Source organism: Streptomyces sp. NPDC014656, assembly GCF_043084305.1.
In the GTDB taxonomy this organism is placed as follows: Bacteria; Actinomycetota; Actinomycetes; order Streptomycetales; family Streptomycetaceae; genus Streptomyces.
Map to the genome: position 1 here is coordinate 67,719 of NZ_JBIBZN010000021.1, position 20,609 is coordinate 88,327.

General features: G+C 74.4%; 19 protein-coding genes. 4 read left to right on the forward strand and 15 right to left on the reverse strand.

Annotation, left to right across the window (positions count from 1 at the left end; translation table 11 throughout):
- Window positions 1-84: 84 nt before the first annotated feature.
- The 8 genes from ehuA to ectA all read right to left on the reverse strand — a co-directional run bounded on the left by ehuA (window position 85) and on the right by ectA (window position 6,417).
- The gene (gene ehuA / locus ACF1ED_RS33765) at window positions 85-909 is read right to left on the reverse strand and encodes an ectoine/hydroxyectoine ABC transporter ATP-binding protein EhuA (RefSeq protein WP_391767100.1); all 825 of its coding nucleotides are present in this window, start codon (window positions 907-909) and stop codon (window positions 85-87) included.
- Window positions 899-1,534: an ectoine/hydroxyectoine ABC transporter permease subunit EhuD gene (ehuD, locus tag ACF1ED_RS33770; RefSeq protein WP_391767102.1), complete on the reverse strand. Its 636-nt coding sequence runs from the start codon at window positions 1,532-1,534 to the stop codon at window positions 899-901. Before ehuD ends, ehuA begins: the two co-directional genes overlap by 11 nt.
- A complete protein-coding gene (ehuC, locus tag ACF1ED_RS33775) occupies window positions 1,534-2,226 on the reverse strand; it encodes an ectoine/hydroxyectoine ABC transporter permease subunit EhuC (protein ID WP_391767104.1) in 693 nt (230 codons plus the stop codon). The genes ehuD and ehuC overlap by 1 nt, the downstream gene beginning before the upstream one ends.
- Window positions 2,223-3,134 (reverse strand): ectoine/hydroxyectoine ABC transporter substrate-binding protein EhuB, encoded by a 912-nt coding sequence (ehuB, locus tag ACF1ED_RS33780; RefSeq protein WP_391767106.1) that lies wholly within the window; start codon window positions 3,132-3,134, stop codon window positions 2,223-2,225. The genes ehuC and ehuB overlap by 4 nt, the downstream gene beginning before the upstream one ends.
- A 26-nt stretch (window positions 3,135-3,160) precedes the next feature.
- Entirely contained in the window at window positions 3,161-4,060 is a 900-nt protein-coding gene (gene thpD / locus ACF1ED_RS33785) for an ectoine hydroxylase (RefSeq protein ID WP_391767108.1), read from the reverse strand.
- Between the two features lie 73 nt (window positions 4,061-4,133).
- On the reverse strand, window positions 4,134-4,544 hold the full coding sequence (locus ACF1ED_RS33790; protein ID WP_391767110.1) for an ectoine synthase: 411 nt from the start codon (window positions 4,542-4,544) through the stop codon (window positions 4,134-4,136).
- A 25-nt stretch (window positions 4,545-4,569) separates the two neighbouring features.
- A complete protein-coding gene (ectB, locus tag ACF1ED_RS33795) occupies window positions 4,570-5,826 on the reverse strand; it encodes a diaminobutyrate--2-oxoglutarate transaminase (protein ID WP_391767113.1) in 1,257 nt (418 codons plus the stop codon).
- 42 nt (window positions 5,827-5,868) lie between these two features.
- Complete coding sequence (ectA, locus tag ACF1ED_RS33800; protein ID WP_391767115.1) at window positions 5,869-6,417, reverse strand: diaminobutyrate acetyltransferase; 549 nt, start codon at window positions 6,415-6,417, stop codon at window positions 5,869-5,871.
- Between the two features lie 375 nt (window positions 6,418-6,792).
- Between ectA and ACF1ED_RS33805 the strand changes: the two genes are divergently transcribed.
- Window positions 6,793-8,139: a streptophobe family protein gene (locus ACF1ED_RS33805; RefSeq protein ID WP_391767117.1), complete on the forward strand. Its 1,347-nt coding sequence runs from the start codon at window positions 6,793-6,795 to the stop codon at window positions 8,137-8,139.
- Window positions 8,140-8,245: 106 nt separating this feature from the next.
- Here the strand turns inward: ACF1ED_RS33805 and ACF1ED_RS33810 are convergent, their stop codons facing one another.
- The 3 genes from ACF1ED_RS33810 to ACF1ED_RS33820 all read right to left on the reverse strand — a co-directional run bounded on the left by ACF1ED_RS33810 (window position 8,246) and on the right by ACF1ED_RS33820 (window position 12,678).
- Entirely contained in the window at window positions 8,246-9,247 is a 1,002-nt protein-coding gene (locus ACF1ED_RS33810; RefSeq protein WP_391767119.1) for a serine/threonine-protein kinase, read from the reverse strand.
- Complete coding sequence (locus tag ACF1ED_RS33815) at window positions 9,247-9,993, reverse strand: hypothetical protein (protein ID WP_391767121.1); 747 nt, start codon at window positions 9,991-9,993, stop codon at window positions 9,247-9,249. The genes ACF1ED_RS33810 and ACF1ED_RS33815 overlap by 1 nt, the downstream gene beginning before the upstream one ends.
- A gap of 129 nt (window positions 9,994-10,122) precedes the next feature.
- Complete coding sequence (locus tag ACF1ED_RS33820) at window positions 10,123-12,678, reverse strand: FHA domain-containing protein (protein WP_391767123.1); 2,556 nt, start codon at window positions 12,676-12,678, stop codon at window positions 10,123-10,125.
- A gap of 127 nt (window positions 12,679-12,805) precedes the next feature.
- On the opposite strand from ACF1ED_RS33820, the gene ACF1ED_RS33825 reads away from it, so the two are divergent.
- Window positions 12,806-13,474 (forward strand): TetR/AcrR family transcriptional regulator, encoded by a 669-nt coding sequence (locus tag ACF1ED_RS33825; RefSeq protein ID WP_391767125.1) that lies wholly within the window; start codon window positions 12,806-12,808, stop codon window positions 13,472-13,474.
- Here the strand turns inward: ACF1ED_RS33825 and ACF1ED_RS33830 are convergent.
- Together ACF1ED_RS33830 and ACF1ED_RS33835 are read right to left on the reverse strand one after the other, a co-directional pair.
- Window positions 13,438-14,244, reverse strand: coding sequence for a class II aldolase/adducin family protein (locus ACF1ED_RS33830; protein WP_391767127.1), 807 nt, complete (start codon window positions 14,242-14,244; stop codon window positions 13,438-13,440). The two genes, ACF1ED_RS33825 and ACF1ED_RS33830, sit on opposite strands and share 37 nt — an antisense overlap.
- A gap of 105 nt (window positions 14,245-14,349) precedes the next feature.
- The gene (locus tag ACF1ED_RS33835; RefSeq protein WP_391767129.1) at window positions 14,350-15,195 is read right to left on the reverse strand and encodes a DUF3626 domain-containing protein; all 846 of its coding nucleotides are present in this window, start codon (window positions 15,193-15,195) and stop codon (window positions 14,350-14,352) included.
- A 182-nt stretch (window positions 15,196-15,377) separates the two neighbouring features.
- Here ACF1ED_RS33835 and ACF1ED_RS33840 point away from each other — a divergent pair, with 182 nt between their 5' ends.
- Both ACF1ED_RS33840 and ACF1ED_RS33845 read left to right on the forward strand, forming a co-directional pair.
- Complete coding sequence (locus ACF1ED_RS33840; RefSeq protein ID WP_391767131.1) at window positions 15,378-16,037, forward strand: ThuA domain-containing protein; 660 nt, start codon at window positions 15,378-15,380, stop codon at window positions 16,035-16,037.
- 126 nt (window positions 16,038-16,163) lie between these two features.
- Window positions 16,164-17,561, forward strand: coding sequence for an NADP-dependent succinic semialdehyde dehydrogenase (locus ACF1ED_RS33845; protein WP_391767133.1), 1,398 nt, complete (start codon window positions 16,164-16,166; stop codon window positions 17,559-17,561).
- Window positions 17,562-17,577: 16 nt separating this feature from the next.
- On the opposite strand, the gene ACF1ED_RS33850 is transcribed toward ACF1ED_RS33845, so the two are convergent.
- Both ACF1ED_RS33850 and ACF1ED_RS33855 read right to left on the reverse strand, forming a co-directional pair.
- A complete protein-coding gene (locus ACF1ED_RS33850) occupies window positions 17,578-18,174 on the reverse strand; it encodes a hypothetical protein (protein WP_391767135.1) in 597 nt (198 codons plus the stop codon).
- Window positions 18,175-18,402: 228 nt separating this feature from the next.
- Complete coding sequence (locus tag ACF1ED_RS33855) at window positions 18,403-20,487, reverse strand: SpoIIE family protein phosphatase (protein ID WP_391767137.1); 2,085 nt, start codon at window positions 20,485-20,487, stop codon at window positions 18,403-18,405.
- Between the last annotated feature and the right edge of the window lie 122 nt (window positions 20,488-20,609).

Consider the following 20,609-nt stretch of genomic DNA (forward strand, 5'->3'; position numbering starts at 1 on the left):
GACTCCTCCCGTGGATGGTGTACGAGGTCGTCCCAGCGCCTCACCGCTCCCACCGGCCTCAAACACCGGCCCCGGCCACCGCCCTCACCCGATCGACCGGAGGAAGGCCCGGGTCCGCTCGTGCTCCGGGGCGTCGAGCAGCCGCCCCGGAGCGCCGGACTCCAGCACGCGGCCCCCGTCGAACATGAGGATCCGGTCCGAGACGTCCCGGGCGAAGCCCATCTCGTGGGTGACGCAGAGCATCGTGATGTCGGTGGCGTCGGCGACGTCCCGCAGCACGTCCAGGACCTCCGCCACCAGCTCGGGGTCGAGCGCGGAGGTCACCTCGTCCAGGAGGAGCAGCTCCGGGCGCATCGCCAGGGCCCGGGCGATGGCGACCCGCTGCTGCTGGCCGCCGGAGAGCCGGGTCGGATGCTCGTCCTCCTTGTCGGCGAGGCCGACGAGCCCCAGGAGGTCCCGGGCGCGGGCGGCGGCCTCGTCCGCGTCGAGGCCAAGGACGTGCCGGGGCGCCTCCGTCACGTTCGCCAGGACGCTCATGTGCGGGAAGAGGTTGAACTGCTGGAACACCATCCCGACGCGCCGCCGGCGCGCCGCCAGATAGCGCTCGTCGGCGGGGACGAGCCCGCCGCCGGCACGGCCCGACGGCATGTGGGAGTACGGCTCCCCGTCCAGGTGGACGACGCCGTCCGTCACCCGCTCCAGCGTCATCAGCAGCCGCAGGATGGTCGTCTTCCCGGAGCCGCTCGGGCCGATCAGGGTCACCCGCTCGCCCGGCGCGACCGTCAGGTCGAGCCCGTCGAGCACGGTGTGGTCCCCGAACCGTTTCGTCACCCCGGTGAAGCGGACCTTCTCCGCGGCGCGCGCGTGCGCCGCCCCGGGGACGGATCCGCGTTCGGTCTCAGTGGGCAAGGCGGGCCTCCAGTCGGCGGACGAGCACGGACGTCGGCCAGCTCGCCAGCAGGAAGACGGCGGCGGCCAGGGTGAAGCTCTCCAGATAGGCGAAGTGGGTGCTGCCGAAGGTGCTCGCCTCGTGCACCATCTCGTTCACCGTGATGACCGAGAGGAACGGCGTCTCCTTGAACATGGAGACCGCGTAGTTGCCGAGCGACGGCAGCACCTTCCGCACGGCCTGCGGCAGCACCACGGCCCGCCACACCCGCCGCCGAGGCAGCGACAGCGCCGTGCACGCCTCCCACTGCCCCTTCGGTACGGCGTCGATGCCGGCGCGGTACACCTCGGAGAGGTACGTGGCGTAGTGCAGGCCCAGGACCAGCACCCCGAGCGTCAGCGGGTCCAGGCCCGGCACCAGCACCCAGGCGGCGAACAGCTGCACCATCACCGGCGTCGAGCGCACGAAGGAGGCCAGCGCGCCCACCGGCAGGGCGATCCACCGGGCGCCGGAGCGCTGGACCAGGGCGACGCCGAGCCCGGCGACCAGCGCGACGGCGAAGCCGAGCACCGTCGCCAGCAGGGTGACGCCGAAGCCGGACAGCACGACGGGCAGCGCGGCCCGCGCCGCGTCCATGTCCCACATCACGCACCACCGCCCACGACGCCGAGCCGCGCCTTCGCCCGCCGCTCCAGCGCGTTCATCCCCGCCCCGAGGAGCGCGGCGACCGCGAAGTACAGCAGGAGCAGCAGCAGGTAGGCGGCGGCCGTGCCGCCGGTCGCGGACCGCAACTGGTCGATCTGGAAGGTGAGGTCGGTGACCGTGACCAGGGACAGCAGCGGCGTCGCCTTGAGCAGCTGGATCAGCAGGTTCTTGAAGGGCGGGACCATCAGGGCGTACGCCTGCGGCAGCACGATCCTGCGCAGGCGCAGCCCCGGCCCCATGCCCAGCGCGACCGCCGCCTCCGTCTGGGCCGCGGGCACGGCCGCGATCGAGCCGCGCACCACCTCCGCGCCGTACGCCCCGTAGTTGAGGCCGAAGGCGAGCACTCCGCAGGCCATCGGCTCCAGCCGGAAGCCGAGCATCGGCAGCGCGAAGAAGAGCCAGAACAGCTGGACGTACAGCGAGGTGCCGCGCAGGAACTCCACGGTGACGCGGGCCGCGCCGCGCACCACGACGGAGCGGGAGCGGGAGGCCAGGCCCAGGGCGAAGGCGACGAGCAGCGCGAGGGCCGCGCCGAGCACCGTCGCCTCCAGGGTCACCAGGAGCCCCTCGCCGATGCCCGGCAGCGCCCGGCCCAGCTCGGAGAGGAACACGGCCGTTCCGGATCCGGTCATCCCGCGCACAGCTCCGCGGTGCGCAGGGTGCGCGGCGGCACCTCGCGCTCGGTGAAGCCGTACTTCCCGATCAGCTCCACGTACCGGGCGGGGTCGCCGGTGATCCGTGCGAGCTCGTCGTCGAAGGCCTCCCGCAGCGAGACGGCGCCGGTGCGGAAGACGGCGCCGCCGGGGCTGTACCGCTTCACCCCGTCGACCACCGGCACGAACGGCTCCAGGACCTCCACGGCGGCGCCGCCGTTGGTGCGGGCGAGCCAGCGCAGCGAGATGCCGGTGAGCGCGAAGGCGTCGATCCGGCCGGCGAGCAGGGCGTCCAGTCCGTCCTGCTGCTTGCCGACCGTCACCACGGACCCGTCCGGGACGCCCGCCGCCTTCGCGTACCCGCTCTCGACGGCGGCCGTCAGGACGCCGACGCGGGCTTTCCTCCGCGCGCAGGACACCAGGTCGCTCAGGTCCTCCGGGTTCCCCCTGCGGACCATGAGCGCGGTGGGGGAGATGAACTCCGGCTCGGAGAAGGCGACTTTGGCGCAGCGCTCGGGGGTGATGGCCATGCCGGCGCTCACCACGTCGAACCGTCCGGCGAGCAGCCCGGGGATGAGGGCGCCGAACTCGGTGAGGGTGGGCCGGAGTTCCGGGACGCCGAGGGCGGTGAAGATCTCCCGGTGGAGGGTGGGGGCCTCCCCGGCGAGTTCGCCGCCGTCCTGGAAGCCGTACGGCGCCTCGCCGGCGAAGCCCACCCGGACGTGGCCCTGTTTCCGCAGCCTCGCCAGCAGGTCCGCGTCGCCGGCCGGGGCGCCGGTGCCGGCCTCCGTCCGGCTGCACGCGGCGAGGGGGGCGGAGACGGTGAGCAGCCCGCCGAGCACGGCGGCGCGGGCCAGCAGGCGTCTGCGGGAGGGGTGCGTCGTCATGTGCGTCCTTTCGCGGGGTCCGGTGTTCAGCCGAGGGGCGTGGTGTCCCGGGCGGCGATGTAGGAGGGCCGGCGGACGGGGGCGGCGAAGGGCAGCTCCGGGGCGTTCTCCACGCTGTTGAAGACGAGGAAGACGTTGCTGCGGGGGAAGGGGGTGATGTTGTCGCCCGACCCGTGCAGCGCGTTGCAGTCGAACCAGACCGCCGACCCGGCGTCGCCGGTGAAGTGCTCGATCCCGCAGGCCTCGGCGAAGGTCGTCAGCGCCTTGTGCGAGGGGGTGCCGGCGTCCTGCATCCGCAGCGACTGCTTGTAGTTGTCCTTCGGGGTCTCGCCGGCGCAGCCGAGGAAGGTGCGGTGCGAACCCGGCATGATCATGAGGCTGCCGTTGGTGGTGAAGTTCGGCGTCAGCGCGATCGACACCGACACGGCCCGCATCAGGGGGAGTCCGTCCTCGGCGTGCCAGGTCTCGAAGTCGGAGTGCCAGTAGAAGCCGCTGGCGCCGAAGCCGGGCTTCACGTTGATCCGCGACTGGTGGACGTAGACGTCGGAGCCGAGGATCTGCCGCGCCCGGTCGACGAGCCGGGGGTCGGCGGCGAGCCGGGCGAACACCTCGCTGATCCGGTGCACCTCGAAGACGGAGCGGATCTCCTGGGAGCGGGGCTCGACGATCGCCCGGTCGTCCTCGCGGATCCGCGGGTCGGTCACCAGCCGGTCCAGCTCGGCGCGGAGTTCGGCGACCTCCTCCGGGGAGACGAGGGCGTCGACGGCGAAGAAGCCGTTGCGCTCGTAGTCCTCCAGCTCGCGCGGCCAGAACGGGCCGGGCGTGCCGGGCTCGGACCAGACGACGGGCTCCTTGCGGTAGACGAGGGCCTCCTCGGTGCCGCGGGTGGGGTACGGGTCGACGGGGCGGGCGGGAGCGGTGGTCATCGCGGTGCTGGCCTTTCTCGTACGTACGGTGGAGGGGGTGGGGGCGAGGGGGGGAACCGGCAGGGGCCGGGGCTCAGGCGCCGTCGGGCCCGGGTTCGGTGAGCAGCGGGTAGACGCCGTTCTCGTCGTGGTCCTCGCGGCCGGTGACCGGCGGGTTGAAGACGCACAGGCAGCGGAAGTCCTCCTTGACCCGGAGGGTGTGCCGCTCGTGGCCGTCGAGGAGGTACATCGTCCCGGGGGTGATCGTGTACGTCGTCCCGGTCTCGTGGTCGGTGAGCTCGGCCTCGCCCGCGGTGCAGACGACCGCCTCGACGTGGTTCGCGTACCACATGGCGGTCTCGGTCCCGGCGTACAGGACGGTCTCGTGGAGGGAGAAGCCGACGCGCTCGCGGGCGAGGACGATGCGCTTGCTCTCCCAGGTGCCGGAGGCGGACCTCACGTGCCGCTCGGTGTTCTCCAGCTCCGCGAAGGTGCGGACGATCATGAAGGTGGCCTTTCCGTACGGGGTGTCAGGCGGTGTGGCGGACGGCGCGCGCGAGGATGCCGAGGCCCTCGTCCAGCTCGTCGTCGGTGACGGTCAGCGGGGGCAGCAGCTTGACGACCTCGTCGCGCGGCCCGGACGTCTCCACGAGCAGGCCCAGCTCGAAGGCGCGCCGGCAGACGGCCCGGGCCCGCTCCCCGTCCGGGAACTCCAGTCCCCACACGAGCCCGCGCCCGCGCGGCACGGAGCCCGGGACGAGGTCGCCCAGCGCGGCCTCGACCGTGGCGGCCCGCCGGAGGGTGCGCTCGCGCAGGGCGGAGTCCCGCCAGTACGCGTCGAGGGCGGCGGTGGCGGTGACGAAGGCCGGGTTGTTGCCGCGGAAGGTGCCGTTGTGCTCGCCTGGCTCCCACACGTCGAGCTCGTCGCGGAACAGGCAGAGGGACATGGGGAGTCCGTAGCCGCTGATGGACTTGGAGAGCGTCACGACGTCCGGGGTGATGCCGGCCTCCTCGAAGGAGAAGAAGTCGCCGGTGCGGCCGCAGCCCATCTGGATGTCGTCGACGATCAGCAGCATGTCCCGGCGCCGGCACAGGTCGGCGAGGCCGCGCAGCCACTCGGCGCGCGCCACGTTGACCCCGCCCTCGCCCTGGACCGTCTCGACGATCACGGCGGCCGGGTGGTCGAGGCCGGACCCGGAGTCCTCCAGGAGCCGCTCGAACCAGAGGAAGTCCGGGGTCCTGCCGCCGAGGTAGTGGTCGAACGGCATCTGGGTGGTGTGCGTCAGCGGCACGCCCGCCCCGGCGCGTTTGCCGGCGTTGCCGGTGAGCGCGAGGGAGCCGAGCGACATGCCGTGGAAGGCGTTGGTGAAGGAGACGACCGTCTTCCGGCCGGTGACCTTGCGGGCCAGCTTGAGCGCCGCCTCCACGGCGTTGGTGCCGGTCGGGCCCGGGAACATCACCTTGTAGGGCAGGCCGCGGGGTTCCAGGACGGCCGAGCGGAAGGTCTCCAGGAAGCGCCGCTTCGCCGTCGTCGACATGTCGAGGCCGTGGGTGATGCCGTCGCTCCCGAGGTAGTCGAGGAGCGGGCGCTTGAGCGCGGCGTTGTTGTGGCCGTAGTTGAGCGAGCCCGCGCCGGCGAAGAAGTCGAGGAAGGGACGGCCGTGCTCGTCGAACAGGCGGCTCCCGGTGGCCCGTTCGAAGACCGTGGGCCAGGCGCGGCAGTAGCTGCGCACCTCCGACTCGACGGTCTCGAAGACGGTGGGGGCGGATCCTGCGATGAGCGTCATACGGGACTCCAGTACGTGGGGTGTGGTGGAGAGGGGGCCGGGTCAGAAGGCCAGCGGCGCGATGCGGTGCAGCACCTCGGCCTCGTGGCCGGGCGCCGGGAAGGCGGCGGAAGGGAAGAGGACCGTCCGGCTCACCCGCGCGCCGTGCCGCCGGGCGTAGGAGCTGAACAGGCGCTCCGAGGCCTCGTTGTCCGGGGTGATGGTCGTCTCGACGGCGTCCAGCGGGTACGTGCCGGCGACGCGCTCCGAGAGGTGGTCGAGCAGCGCCCCGGCGATGCCGTGGCCCCGGTACGCGGCGTCGACGGCGACCTGCCACACCAGCAGCGTCCCCGGCGCGTCGGGGCGGAGGTAGCCGGTCACGAAGCCCAGTGGCCGTCCGTCCGCGTCGCGGGCGACGGCGGAGGTCTCGGCGAAGTCCCGGCACCACAGGAGGTAGCTGTAGGAGGAGTTGACGTCCAGGGTCTCGGATTCCCGTGCGAGCCGCCAGAGTTGGGCGCCGTCGCCGACCCTGGGCCGTCCGATGGTCCAGTCCCGGGCGGAGACCGGCGCCGCGAACCGGACCTGTTCCGGTGCTGTGTGAGCTGTGGTCATGGGCGCCGAAGTTACCCAGCGCAGCCGTGAACTTCCTGGCCCTGAGGGGTTCCGGAAGGAGGCGGTCCGTGGTATGGCCCGAGGCTCATGAGTCGAAGGGTGGACGACCATCTCATGGATTCGGGGGTGAGAAAGTCGCGCGAAACGGACCAAATCTTCCGTTTATAACGACGACGTAACACCTTCGATCCGTCTCGCGTCGTTGTCGGAGCGTTACCGCATCGTCGGTAGACGGCCCGTTTGGCGGAGCCGTATCCGGTTAGGGATGCCTCCTATGGGCCCACGTTCACGCAGTGTCACCGGCGCCGTGACACCTCCTCACCCCCCGTCCGGACGGACCGCACCCGCAGGCGGAGCCGCCCGGGCCGGACTAGCGTGGGCAGAGTGAGCACCCGGCTCCCCCACACCCCGCCCCCCGCCACCGGCCCGGGCGCCCCCCGCGGCGCCCCGGCCCCCGCGGGGCTCCGCATCGCCGCCCAGGCCCTCGCCGCCGTCCTCGCGGGCTACGCCGCCATGGGCGTCACCGCCGCCCTCGGCCTCTGGGCCGCCGGCGCGGCCGACCTCCCCGGAGGCTTCGCCGCCGTCCTCGCCGCGGTCGTCGTCATGGCCGCCGGCGGACAGGTCGAGATCGCCGGCTCGGCCGGCTCCCTCGCCGGCACCCAGGGCGAACTCACCGCGATGCCCCTCACCGTCACCCTCGTCGGCGCGCTCGTCACCGGCGCGGTCTTCCTCCGCCCGCTGCGCCACCACGCGGTCGCCAGGACCGGCGACCTCGCGGCCCGCGCCGCCGCCGTCACGGTCCTGTGGCTGGCTGCCCTCGCCGGGCTCTGCGCCGCCGCCCGCCACGACTTCCCCCTCGACCTCGGCGTCGGCGACTCCCAGGAACCCCTCGCCGACCTCTTCGGCGAACTCATCGACGCGGCCGACCCCAGCGTCGGCTTCCGCACCCTCGTCGGCCCCACCCTCGGCCACGGCCTCCTGTGGATCCTCGGCGTCCTCCTCGTCGCCCTCCTCGTCTCCCGCCGCAGCCCCCTGCCCGCACGCGTGCTCCGCCACCAGGAGGCCGTGCGGCCCGCCGCCTCGGCGATGCTCCTGCTGCTCCTCGCGTACGTGGCCGTCGGCCTGGTCATCGGCCTGGTCGTCGCCGCCACCAAGGGGCACGCCGCCGAGACCTTCGCCGTCCTCCTCCTGGGCCTGCCCAACGTCAGCTGGCTCGCCCTCGGCGTCGGCATCGGCGGCTCCTGGGAGGGCAGGGCCGACGGCCCCTTCGGCCTGCCCATGCCACAGGTCCTCGACGCCGTCCTGCGCGGCGGCGACGGCGCCGACCTGTCCACCGTGGACCTGTCCTCGCTCGCCGCCCAGGACGGGCGCGCCTGGTGGCTGCTGCCCGTCGCCGCCGTCCTCGTCCTCGGCGCGGGCTTCGTCGCCGCCGTACGCTCCCCGGCCCGCGTCCGGCCCTGGCGGCACGCCCTGCACCTCGGCGTCGCCTTCGCCCTGACGATGCTCGCCGTCGCGCCCCTCACCCTCGTCGAAGCCCGCTTCGGCCTGTCGATCCTCGGCATCGGGGACCTGGGAGGCCTCGGCGGCGAGGTCGTGCTCCGCCCCCACGTCTGGCGCACCGCCGGCCTCGCCCTCCTCTGGGGCCTCGTCGCGGGCTTCCTGACCGGCCTGCTCGCCACCCGCGTACGGCACCGGGGCCAGGTACCGCCGGACGACGACTGAGACGACGGCCGCGCGGCACCGGCCCCGCCCGGGTCCGGCCCCACCGCCCCGCCCGGGTCCGGCCCTACCGCTCCGCCCGGGCCCACCGCCCAGCCCGGGCCCGGCCTCATCGGCGGTGGAACACCGGCCGCGCCCACGCCGGGGGTTCCGGCGGCGGACCCGGCGCCCGGGGACCCGCCCCGGACGTCGGCACCGGGCCCCCGCCCGGCACGCGCGCGAGTGCCGCCCGCAGCTCCGCGACGAACTCCAGGCACGTCCCGTACCGCTCCTCGGGCGTCTTCGCGAGCGCCCGCGCGAACACCGCGTCCACCGCCCCCGGCAGCCCCGGCCGGCGCTCGGCCAGCGGCGGCGGAGGGTCGTACTGCTGGGCCCACAGCACCGCCCAGTCGGTGTCCCGGCGGAACGGCGGCGCCCCGGCCAGCGTCTCGAAGACCACGCACGCCAGGCTGTAGACGTCACAGCGCCCGTCCACCGGCTTCCCCGAGATCTGCTCCGGCGCCACGTAGTCCAGCGTGCCCACGAACTCGCCGACCGTCGTGAACCCGGTCAGCGACAGCGACTTCTTCGTCAGCCCGAAGTCGGTCAGGTAGACGTGCTCCGGATGGTCACGGTCGGTGCCCTCCGCGACCAGGATGTTCCCCGGCTTCACGTCCCGGTGGACCAGGTCGTGGGCGTGCGCCGCGTCCAGGGCCGACGCGACCTGCGCCGCGATCCGGCCCGCCGTCGCGGGCGGCAGCGGACCCTCCCGCGCCAGCAGCGCCACCAGGTCCTGCCCGGCCACGTACCGCATCGCGATGTACAGCACCCCCTCCGTCTCGCCCGCCTCGAAGACCGGCACGATGTGCGGGTGGTCGATCGAGGCGGCCACCCGCGACTCGTGCGCGAACCTCTTCCGGAAGGTGTCGTTGCGCGCCAGCTCCGGCGCGAGCAGCTTCAACGCGACCGTCCGGTCCAGCCGCAGGTCCCGCGCCCGGTACACGACGGCCATCCCGCCGCGCCCGATCTCGGCCTCCACGCGGTAGCCCGCGATCTCCTTCCCCGCCAGCCCCGACGGCCGCCCCGCCGGGAACCCGGCGTCCCGCGCCCCGCCGGCGTCCGCGCCCGCCATCAGCGCCCGCCCTCCGCGTCAGGAGGCCGGTCGACGACCTGCGTGGGCGGCGGCCCGGCGGCCACCGCCGGGTCCACCTGAGGCACCACCTGCGTCGGCTCGTACGCGACGGGCGCCGGCTCCGCCTCCGGTACGGGCTCCGCCTCCCGTACGGGCCCCGCCTCCGCCCCGGGCTCCGCCGCCCCGGGCTCGGGTTCCGGCTCCGGGCCCGGGTGGAGGTCCGGGGCGGCGGTACGGGACGGGCCGGAGGCGGCCGCGTACGTCGTCAGGCCCACCCCGTCGCAGAACACCCAGCGCTCGTGCTCCGCGTCGTACAGCCACACCGACTCCCCGTCGACGACCATCCCGACCCGCAGCCCGCGCGTCCGCCGCCGGAAGCCCTCCCCGTCCGACCGCCCGGCCGCCAGCTCCTCCACGGCCCGCCGGTACCGGCCCAGGGCGTCCTCGGCGCGCGCGATGAGCGGCCGCGGATCCGCCGTGCGGGCGGGCGCCGGGCCCGCCGCCGGCGGATCGTCGGGGACCGTGACCAGGAGCCGCGCGTCCACCCACGCCGTCCAGCCGTTGGAGCAGAGCACCCGCCCCCAGTCACCTGTCCGTTCCACGAGCCGCACCGGGAGGAAGGCGTCCAGCGGCACCGTCGGGTACGCCGGGTCGGGCGCCTGCCAGGTGGGGAGGCCGCCGCGCGGGACGACGTGGGTGGGGCGGAAGTCGACCGCGTACATGACGTCGGATCCAATATTCGACATGTTGGATCCGTTGTCCGACAGGCTGGATCCAGTATTCGGCGTACTGGATCCAGGGTTCTGCATATTGGATCCGGATCCGATGTCCGATCCGGGGCCGGGAACGCTCACCGCCTCACCTCCTGCTCGCGGTCACCGGCGCATCACGACGGGTTCGTGACGGCGCAGCAGCCGGGACACGGCGAGGCCGAGGAGCAGGCAGAGCACGACCAGCATGCCCATGTCGAAGAGCCAGGCCGCCGCCGTGTGGTCCATCAGCGGATCGGCGGTCTTCTCGCTCGGCGCCACCGCCCCGATGTCGATCGTCGCACCCATCGCCGCGAACGCCCACCGCGACGGCACCAACCAGGCCAGCTGCTCCAGCACCGGGGTGCCCCGCACGTTCAGCAGGGCGCCGCAGAACACCACCTGGACGATGGCGAGGAGCACGAGGAGGGGCATCGTCACCTCCTCCTTGCGGACCAGCGCCGACACCAGCAGGCCGAGCATCATCGCGGTGAAGGCGAGGAGGGCGACGGCGAGCGTGATCTCGACGAGCGGGGGCATCAGCACGCCCTTGCCGTCGGGCACGTTGAGCGGCACGCCGACCAGGGCGACCAGGGTCAGCACCACCGCCTGCACGACCGTCACCGTGCCGAGGACGACGACCTTGGAGGCGAGGTAGGCGGAGCGGGACAGGCCGACGGCTCTCTCCCGGCGGTAGATCGACCGCTCCTTCACCAGCTCGCGGACGGCGTTCGCCGCGCCGGTCAGGACCCCGCCGACGCAGAGGATCAGCAGCACGTTCAGGGTGGACTCGGGGTTGAGGCTGCCTTCGGACAGGGCCCGGGCCATGGCGCCCATCACGAACGGCAGCGCGACCATGATGGCGAGGAAGGTGCGGTCGGCGGCGAGCGCGGCGGTGTAGCGCCGCACCAGCGTCCGCAGCTGCCCGCCCCAGCTCTGCGCCTTCGGCGGCGGGGCCGGCGCTCCCGAGGGCGCCGCCGAGGCCCCGGCGCCCCCGGCGGCGGGCACGGGGGCGTACGGCCGGACCGTCGCGTCCTCGATGTACCGCCGGTGGGAGCGCGACTCCCGGTACTGCCCCGCCCAGTCGCGGTCCCGCTCCGTCTCGAACGCCTCGAAGGCCTCCGGCCACTGCTCGAAGCCGAAGAAGGACAGGGCGTCGCCAGGCGGCCCGTAGTAGGCGACCCGGCCGCCCGGGGCGAGCACGAGGAGCCGGTCGCAGACGTCGAGGCTCAGCACGCTGTGGGTGACCACGACGACCGTGCGCCCGTCGTCCGCGAGCCCGCGCAGCATGTGCATCACCGAGCGGTCCATGCCGGGGTCGAGGCCGGAGGTCGGCTCGTCGAGGAAGAGCAGCGAGGGCTTGGTCAGCAGCTCCAGGGCGACGCTGACCCGCTTGCGCTGCCCGCCGGAGAGGCTGTGGATCGGCTGGTCGGCCCGCTCCGAGAGTCCCAGTTCGCCGATCACCTCCGCCACGCGCGCGTGGCGCTCGGCGGGCGCGGTGTCCCCGGGGAAGCGCAGCTCCGCGGCGTACGCGAGGGCGCGCCGGACGGTCAGCTGGAGGTGCAGGATGTCGTCCTGGGGGACGAGTCCGATGCGCTGGCGCAGCTCGGCGTAGTCCCGGTAGAGGTCGCGGCCGTCGTAGAGGACCGTGCCCCGGTCGGCCGGCCGCTGCCCGGTGAGCGCGCCGAGCAGCGTCGACTTGCCGGCCCCGGACGGGCCGACGACCGCGAGCAGCGTCTTCTCGCCGACCGGGAACGACACCTCGTCGAGGAGGGTCTTGCGGCCGTGGTCGACGGTGACGGCCAGCTCCTGCACGTCGAGCGAGATCTCGCCGGTGTCCGTGAACTCGACCAGCTGCCCGCCGGCCAGGCAGAACGCGCTGCGTCCGATGCCGACGATGTCGTCGGTCGTGACCCGGACCGGCTCGACGACGGGACGGCCGTTGAGGAAGGTGCCGTTGTGGCTGCCGAGGTCGTGGATCCAGTACGTCCCGTCGGGCCGGGCGAGGAGTTCCGCGTGGTGCCGTGAGACCACGAGGTCGGCGACGACGACGTCGTTGTCCGGCGCCCGCCCGATCCGCACGGTGTGCTCCGGCAGCGGCCGCACCGCCGTCGGCCGCCGGAAGGTCCCCGTCGCCCCCGGCCGCGACACCCCCGCGGGCCGTGGCGTCCCCGCCTCCGCCCCGCCGCCGCCCCGCACCGCTTCTTCCCCTACGGGCTCCGCGGGTGCGGGTGCGGGTGCGGGCGGGGGCGGCGCGGGCGCGGGCCGCTCGGGAGGCGGCGCGGGTTTCAGGGGCCGCTCCACGGGCCGCTCCACGGCCGCGGCGGGCCGTCCCGGGGCGGCGGCCCCGGGTTCGCCCGGTGGCGCGGCGAGGACCCCGCGGGGACCGTCCTGCGGGTGGCCGAAGCGGACGACCGTGCCCGGGCCGACGACCCGGGGGAGCCGCACCCGCACGCCGTCCGCGTAGGTGCCGTTGGTGCTGTCCTCGTCCGTGAGCGTCCACTGGCCGCCCGCGGCGCGGAGCACCGCGTGGTGCCAGGACGCCCGGGCGTCGGCGAGCACGATGTCGCTGGTGGGATCACGCCCCACGCGATAGACCCGGCCCGGGTCCATCCGCGTCGTGATGCCGTCGACGAGGAGGACCAGACCGGGTGCGGCGGGCGCGACCGGCCGCTCTCCCATGCGTGAATTTTATCCGCCGGGGCCCGGGACCGCCCGGCGCCGGAGCCTGGGGCGGGGTGCCGCACGCGGGTAGGGTGGGCGCCGGGCGGCGCGGGGAGCGGCGCCGGACGGACACAGGGAGGCGGACGTGCCGAAGGGCGTCACGAGGCGGCGGCCGCGCACTCGGGCGGCGCTCCTGAAGGCCGCGCTGGAGGCCTTCGCCGAGCACGGTTTCCACGCCACCACCATCGAGCAGGTCTGTGAGCGCGCCGGCTACACCCGGGGCGCGTACTACTCGAACTTCGCGAGCAAGGAAGAGCTCTTCCTCGCCCTCTTCGACGAGCACAGCGAGCGCACCGTGGCCCGGCTCGCCGCGTCCATCGACGCCCTCACCGCGGAGGAGTACACCCTCGCGCGGCTCGCGGAGCTGGCCGCCACGATCGAGCCGGACGAGCGCGACTGGTACCTGGTCACCACCGAGTTCACCCTGCACGCCATCCGCGACCCGCAGGCCGCCTGGGTGCTGGCCCGGCACGACGAGCGGCTGCGGGCCGAGATCGCCCGCGGCCTCACCCTCGTGCTGCGCCGGGCGGGCCGCGAACTGACCGTGGACGCCGACCGGTTCGCCCGGCTCCTCATCGCCCTGCGCGAGGGCGGCCTCGCGCAGAGCTACGTGGAGCCGGAGGCGCTGCCGCCGGGCGACCTGGAGCGGGAGTTCCTGCCTCCGCTCCTGGAGGCATCGACCCGGCCCGCGCCGCCGTCCCGGCCGAAGTCGCCGTCTCAGTCGAAGAGGTCGGGGTCGGACGCCACGATCTGATCCCACAGCGGCCGGGCCTGGAACCAGCCGGCCAGGTGGCCGCCGACCTGCCCGCGGGTGAGCAGCGCCGTCTCCCGGTCGATGAGCCGCGGCGTGCCGGCGGCCATGGCGAGCAGCTGCGCCTGGCAGGACCGCTCCATGGTGACGAACCACCAGACCGCCTCGGCGACGGAGTGGCCCACCGTCAGCAGCCCGTGGTTCTTCAGGATCACCGCCTTGTGGTCGCCGAGCGCCTTGGCGACCCGCTCGCCCTCCTCGGTCTCGTTCACCACGCCCCGGTAGTCGTCGTAGATCCCGTGGTCCTCGAAGAACGCGCAGGCGTCCTGGGTGATCGGGTCGAGCGGGACGCCCAGGCTGGAGAACGCCTTCCCGTGCAGCGAGTGCGAGTGCGCCGCCGCGACCGCGTCGGGCCGGGCCGCGTGCACGCGCGAGTGGATGACGAAGGCGGCCCGGTTCACCGGTCGGCGCCCCTCCAGGACCCGTCCCTCGTGGTCCACGAGGATCAGGTCGGAGGCCTTGATCTGACTGAAGCTCATACCGAAGGGGTTGACCCAGAAGGCGTCCGGGTCGCCGGGGTCCCGGACGGTGATGTGCCCGGCGACCCCCTCGGAGAACCCGAACCGCCCGAAGATCCGGAATCCCGCGGCGAGTTGCTCCTTGCGGTACCGGCGCTCCTCCTCGACGCTCTCGAAGGTCGGCGGGAGCGGCAGCTCCACCCCGTCGGGCAGCGGTCCCACGGCGGCGGCGAGGGCGGGCGGCACGGTGCTCATGGCGACTCCAGGGGATGCGGAGGAAGGTGCGCGGCGCGCCGAAAAGATACAGCGGTGTATCCGATACATCAATGCATCGCATGCGCCGGAGGCCGCCGGCCGGGGTCAGGCGTCGGGCGCCCCGAAGCGGGCCAGGTAGTGCCAGACCTTCTTGACGTCCTGGGGGTCGTACGCCCCCGAGAGGGACGCGTCCTGGACGATCCGCGGGTCCAGGTGGCCGTCGACGGCGATGCGGGCGCCCAGCTCGACGTACTCGGGGCCGCGGAAGTCCGGGTGGCGGCGCAGCTCGGCGACGGCGAGCCGGAAGCCGCCGTGCCACTCGACGGGGCACGGCAGGCGGCGGGCCGCCTCCTCCACCTCGGTGCCCCGGTGGCTGGGGTCCAGGACCAGCGCCTCCACGTCCCGCGCGAGTTCGACCGGTCCGTGCACCTGCGCCTCGACGTAGTCGTCCAGCAGGTCGCTCTCGTCCGCCTCCGCCAGCGCCACCAGCGCCATCCGGGACGCCACCCCGAAGTCCGTGGGCTCCAGGAAGCTGTCGGGGTAGCAGAAGCTGGTCCGGGTCGTGGCCTCCGGCGTCAGCCGCAGATGGGCGGAGCCGAAGCGGGGCGCGGCGCCGTACGGGCGGCGGCGGAAGTCCAGCGCGCCGTAGACCGGCCGTTCGTGCGCGGGCGCCTCGTCGTACGCGCCGCCGAAGATCCGGCTCTCCCAGTTCCAGCGGTCGCCGCCGGGCCGGGCGGTGAGCCCGCCGTTGCCGGTGCCGGTCACGAACTGCGAGCGGTAGACGCCTTCGTCGGCCAGCCGGTCCAGGAAGTGCGGGTGGAAGTTGAGCGTCACGCGCAGCGCCGGGTCCACCGGACCCCCCGACGAGCGTGCCTCCACGTGTGCCAGTGCCCGCCGGGCCGTGTCGTGGAGCGGGGGAGGGGCGAGCCGGGATGCGGAGGTCGTCGTCATGTGGTGAGTCTGCCCGAGCCGACAGGCTTGCGGCGCGGGGTTTTCGCTGGTTACGGTCGCACCGAGGGGAGGGGAAAGCGCTTACCGTCGAGCTTCCGCCACAGACGCCCGCCGCCCGTGGACCCCGCCCGCGCCGGGCCCGTCCCCCCGCCCCCGCCCCCGCCCCGACCCAGGAGCCCCCCGTGCCCACCGCCGACGTCCTCGTCTACACCCGCACCGCCGGGTACCGGCACGACTCCATCCCCGACGGCGCCGCCGCGCTCGCCGGGCTCGCCGCCGCGCGCGGCCTCACCGCCGAGACCACCGAGGACCCCGCCGCCTTCTCCGGCGCGGGACTCGCCGGCCGGGCCCTCGTCGTCCTGCTCTCCACCACCGGCACCGTTCTCACCCCGGAGGGCCGCACCGCCCTGGAGGCGTACCTGCGGGCGGGCGGCGCCCTGCTGGCCGTCCACGCCGCCGCCAACGCCGAACCCGACTGGCCCTTCTACGGCGAGCTCCTCGGCACCCGCTTCGCCGGCCACCCGCCCCTCCAGCCCGGCGCCGTCCTCGTCGAGGACGCCGGTCACCCCGCCTCCGCCCCGCTGCCGCGCCGCTGGGAGTGGACGGACGAGTGGTACGAGTACACCTCCCACCCGCGCGCCTCGGGCGTCCACGTCCTGCTGTGCGCCGACGAGGCCGCGTACGAGGGCGGCACGCTCGGCGACGACCACCCGCTCGCCTGGTGCCGGACCGTCGACCGGGGCCGTTTCCTCTTCACCGCTCTCGGCCACGCCCCGGAGGCGTACCGCGACCCCGTCCTCCTCGCCCACCTCGACGGAGCGCTCGCCTGGCTCCTCGGCTGAGCCACGCGCGTGCGCCACCCCACTGGGCCACGCGCGCGTGCGTCACCCCACCGCACCCGTCCCCCTTGCGCCCCGGCCCCGGAAGCGGGAAGTTTCCCGTGGGGGCCGACGCATGAGGAGAAGGCCATGGCCATCGCCACGGTGAACCCCGCCACCGGTGAGACGCTGCGCACCTACGACGCGCACGGACCGGAAGAGGTGGAGCGGCGGATCGCGGCCGCCCACGAGGCGTTCCGCCACTGGCGCACCACCCCCTTCGCCGAGCGGGCCCGGCTGCTGCGCGCCGCCGCCACGCTCCTCGACGAGGACACCGAGGACATCGCCCGCACCATGACGCTGGAGATGGGCAAGCCGCTCACCGCCTCCCGCGCGGAGGCGGGCAAGTGCGCCAAGACCATGCGCTGGTACGCCAAGCACGCCGAGGAACTGCTCGCCGACGAGCACCCGGCCGAGAGCGACGTCCGGGACTCCGGCGCCGACCGGGCCCGCGTCCACTACCGACCCCTCGGCCCGGTCCTCGCCGTGATGCCGTGGAACTTCCCCCTCTGGCAGGTGATCCGCTTCGCCGCCCCCGCCCTCATGGCCGGCAACACCGGACTCCTCAAGCACGCCTCCAACGTGCCCAGGACCGCCCTCTACCTCGGCGACCTCTTCCGCCGCGCCGGCTACCCCGACGGCTGCTTCCAGACCCTCCTCATCGGCTCCGCCGAGGTCGAGGACGTCCTCCGCGACCCCCGGGTGGCCGCCGCCACCCTCACCGGCAGCGAGCCCGCCGGCCGGGCCGTCGCCGCCGTCGCCGGGGACGTCGTCAAGAAGACCGTCCTGGAACTCGGCGGCAGCGACCCGTACATCGTGATGCCCTCCGCTGACATCGTCCGGGCCGTGAAGACCGCCGTCACCGCGCGCGTGCAGAACAACGGCCAGTCCTGCATCGCCGCCAAACGGTTCCTCGTCCACGAGGACGTCTACGAGGACTTCACCGAACGCTTCACCGCCGCCATGAACGCCCTCACCGTCGGCGACCCCCTCGACGAGTCCACCGACGTCGGCCCGCTCGCCACCGAGAAGGGCCGCGCCGACCTGGAGGAGCTCGTCGACGACGCCGTACGCCTCGGCGCCACCGTCCTGTGCGGCGGCCGCCGCCCCGAGGAGCCGGAGTTCGCCCGAGGCTGGTACTACCGGCCCACCGTCCTCACCGGCATCACCCCCGCCATGCGGATCCACCAGGAGGAGACCTTCGGCCCCGTCGCCACCGTCTACGCGGTGCGGGACGCCGAGGAGGCGGTCGCCGTCGCCAACGACTCGCCGTTCGGGCTGAGTTCCAACGTGTGGACCCGGCGCGACGAGGACGTCGACTTCTTCGTCCGCGACCTCCAGGCCGGCGGCGTCTTCGTCAACGGCATGACCGCCTCCCACCCGGCGCTCCCCTTCGGCGGCGTCAAGCGATCGGGCTACGGCCGCGAGCTGTCCGGCCACGGCATCAAGGAGTTCTGCAACGCCACCACCGTCTGGCAGCGCGCCTGACGCCGCCCGCCGGGCGTCACGCGAACCACTCCCGCACCACGTCCTTCGCCCCGTAGTGCTCGCGGAACTCCCGGCGCCGCTCCTCGCACGGGCTCTCCAGCCCCTCCGCCTCGGCGACCGCGCGCCGCCACCGCGCGTCGCCCGAAGCCCGGTCGGGCAGCTCCTCCGCCGCTCGCACGTCATAGGACGACTCTCCCGTGAACCTCGGCGGGGACAGCGACAGGGCGTAGCGGCCGCCCGGCTCCAGCGTCGCCCAGAACTCCTCGTGCTCCCCGGCGGTCCACTCCACCTCCACGGTGCTCCCCGGCGCGAACCCGCCGGCGACCGGGCTCCCGTGCCCGAACCGGGTGTCGATGGTCACCCGGGCCCGGACCACCCGCTCCTGAGCGCCGCCCCCGCCGCCCGGCCGCCGGTACGTCCGCACCTCCCCGACCGTCCCCGCCACCAGGGCACGGGAGTCGGCGGCGATGTGCGCCGCGTCCTCGCGGCCGTACTCGCAGAAGCAGAAGACGACGTCGGTGCCCGCCGCGACCTCGGCGGCGTACCACCACGTCAGGCCGCCGGCGGCGAGGGTGATCCCGAGCGAGGACAGCAGGAGGGCGCGCTTCTTCACGGACCGCTCAACGAGCGGCCGCCGCCCCGGTCGCGCCGGCCGCCCACGCGTCCGGGCCGGCGGCGGGTCCGGGCCGGCGGCGGGTCCGCGCCCCCCCCCGTGCGGACCACCCGTCCGGCCGGTACGCCGCAGCCCTCCCGCACTCCAGCCGAAACGCGCTCCAGCCGAAACGCGCTCCGGCACGACGCGATCCGGCGCGACGCCGCCCCGGGGCCCACGGCCGGCTCCTCAGCCGCCCGGCCCCGACACGTCCGCCCCCACCCGCGCCGGGCCGATCTCGCACCACACCGCCTTGCCCTCGCCGCGCGGCTCCACGCCCCAGCGCGAAGCCAGCGCGTCCATCAGGAGCAGCCCCCGGCCCGAGGTCGCCGCCTCGCCCGGGGTGCGCCGCCGGGGCCAGGCGCTCGACCGGTCCTGCACGGACAGCCGCACCCGCCGCACCGGCTCGGGCAGCACCTCCAGCGTGAGGACCGCCCCGCCCTCGGTGTGCAGCAGCACGTTCACCAGCAGCTCGCCCGTCAACAGCTCGGCGTCGTCGGCGAGTTCAGGCATCCCCCAGTCCCGCAGCGCCTGCCCCACGGCCGCCCGCGCGTCCGACAGGCCCTGCGGATCGGCCTGGTGGATGTACTGGTGGATGCGCGGCGCCCCCTGCGTCCCCGGGTCCGGGCTCCGCCGCAGCACCAGCAGAGCCACGTCGTCGCCCGCACCCCACCGCTCCCACAGCCGTTCCGACAGGTGGTCGGCCAGCGCCTCCGCCTGCGGAGGTCCGCTGCTCACCGCCTCCGACAGGGCCGCCAGCCCCGTCTCGATGTCGGTGCCCGGCTGCTCGACGAGACCGTCCGTGCACAGCACCAGCGTCTCGCCGGGCACCAGGTCGAGCCGGGTCTCCGGGAACTCCTCGTCACCGAACACGGTCGCGAGCCCCAGCGGCATCCCGCCGCGCAGCTTCGGCTGCCCCACCCGCCCGTCGGTGTGCCGGATCAGCGGCCCCAGATGCCCGGCCCGCACCGCCCGCACCGTGCCGCTCGCCAGGTCCACCTGCGCGTAGGTGCAGGTCGCGAACCGGTTGGTGTCCAGTTCGGCGAGGAAGCGGGAGGCCCGGGCGAGCACCGTCGACGGCGCGTGGCCCTCGCCCGCGTACGCCCGCAGCGCGATCCGCAGCTGACCCATGATGGCCGCCGCGTGGGTGTCGTGGCCCTGCACGTCGCCGACGACGATCCCGACCCGGCCGCGCGGCAGCGCGATCACGTCGTACCAGTCCCCGCCGACCTGCCGGCCGCTCCACGCCGCGTGGTAGCGGACCGCGATCTCCCCGCCGGAGATCTCCGGGATCCGGCGCGGCAGCATCGTCTCCTGGAGCCCGGTGGCCAGCTCCCGCTCCTCGTCGAAGAGGATCGCCCGCTGGAGCGACTGGGCGACGATCGCGGCGAGCCCCAGCGCCAGGTTCCGCTCGTCGGCCGTGAACGCCGTCCGGCCGCGGTAGAACAGCGCCATGCCGCCCAGCGAACGCGCCTGCGCCACCAGCGGCAGGTAGCACGCCGCCCGGAACGGCAGGTGCTCCAGATACGGCGCCAGCTCCGGGAAGTCCCGCCCCAGCGAGGCGAACGAGGACGCGAACCGAGGCCGGCCGCTCAGCACCGCCTCCGCCAGCGGCAGCCCCCGGTCGAGCCGCCGCGTCCGCAGCCCGTCCAGCACGTCCAGCGAGTCCCCGCTCAGCGCGATCACGTTCAGCGAGCCGTTCTCGACCAGACCGAGCGCGAGACCGTCCGCCCCCAGCCGCGCCAGGCCCCCCGGCCCCGTCAGCGACGCCGTCACGTCGTCCACCGTCACGGCCCGGGACAGCGCGTGCGTGGTCCGCTCCACGATGCTCGTCTGCAGCTCGCGGCGCTTCTCCAGCTGCTGCACGAAGGCCGCGTGCGACACCTCGGCCGTGGTGTCCCGCACCGCCCCCACGATCCGGTGCGCCCGCCCGTTTCCGTCCCGCAGGATCCGTGCCAGCACATGCGTCCAATGGGGTGTCCCGTCGTCCTGCGGGATCGGGAAGTGCGTGCTGTACGAGGCGTGGCCGCCGGTCACCGCCGTCCGCACCACGTGGTCCAGACGCATCCGCTCCGCCGGGTCGAGCCGCGCCACCAGGCTCGTCGGCCGCCCGTCGAAACCGTCCGGGGGCACGCCGAAGACCAGCAGCCCGGACGCGTCGACATCGATGGTGCCCGTGTCGAGATCCCAGTCGAAGCTGCCGGTCCGGTTCATGGCGAGCCACTCGGCGGGCCCGATCCCGCCACTGTGCGCACGCGGATCGTCGTCGCTCATCCTCCCCATTGTCGAACCCGCGCCCCGCCGACGCCATGGCTGCGACACGGCGTGGCGCACCGGGCACCGGCCCGGCGGAGGAGGGAACGCGGCGCCCGGAGGGGCCGGACGGAGCCGTACGG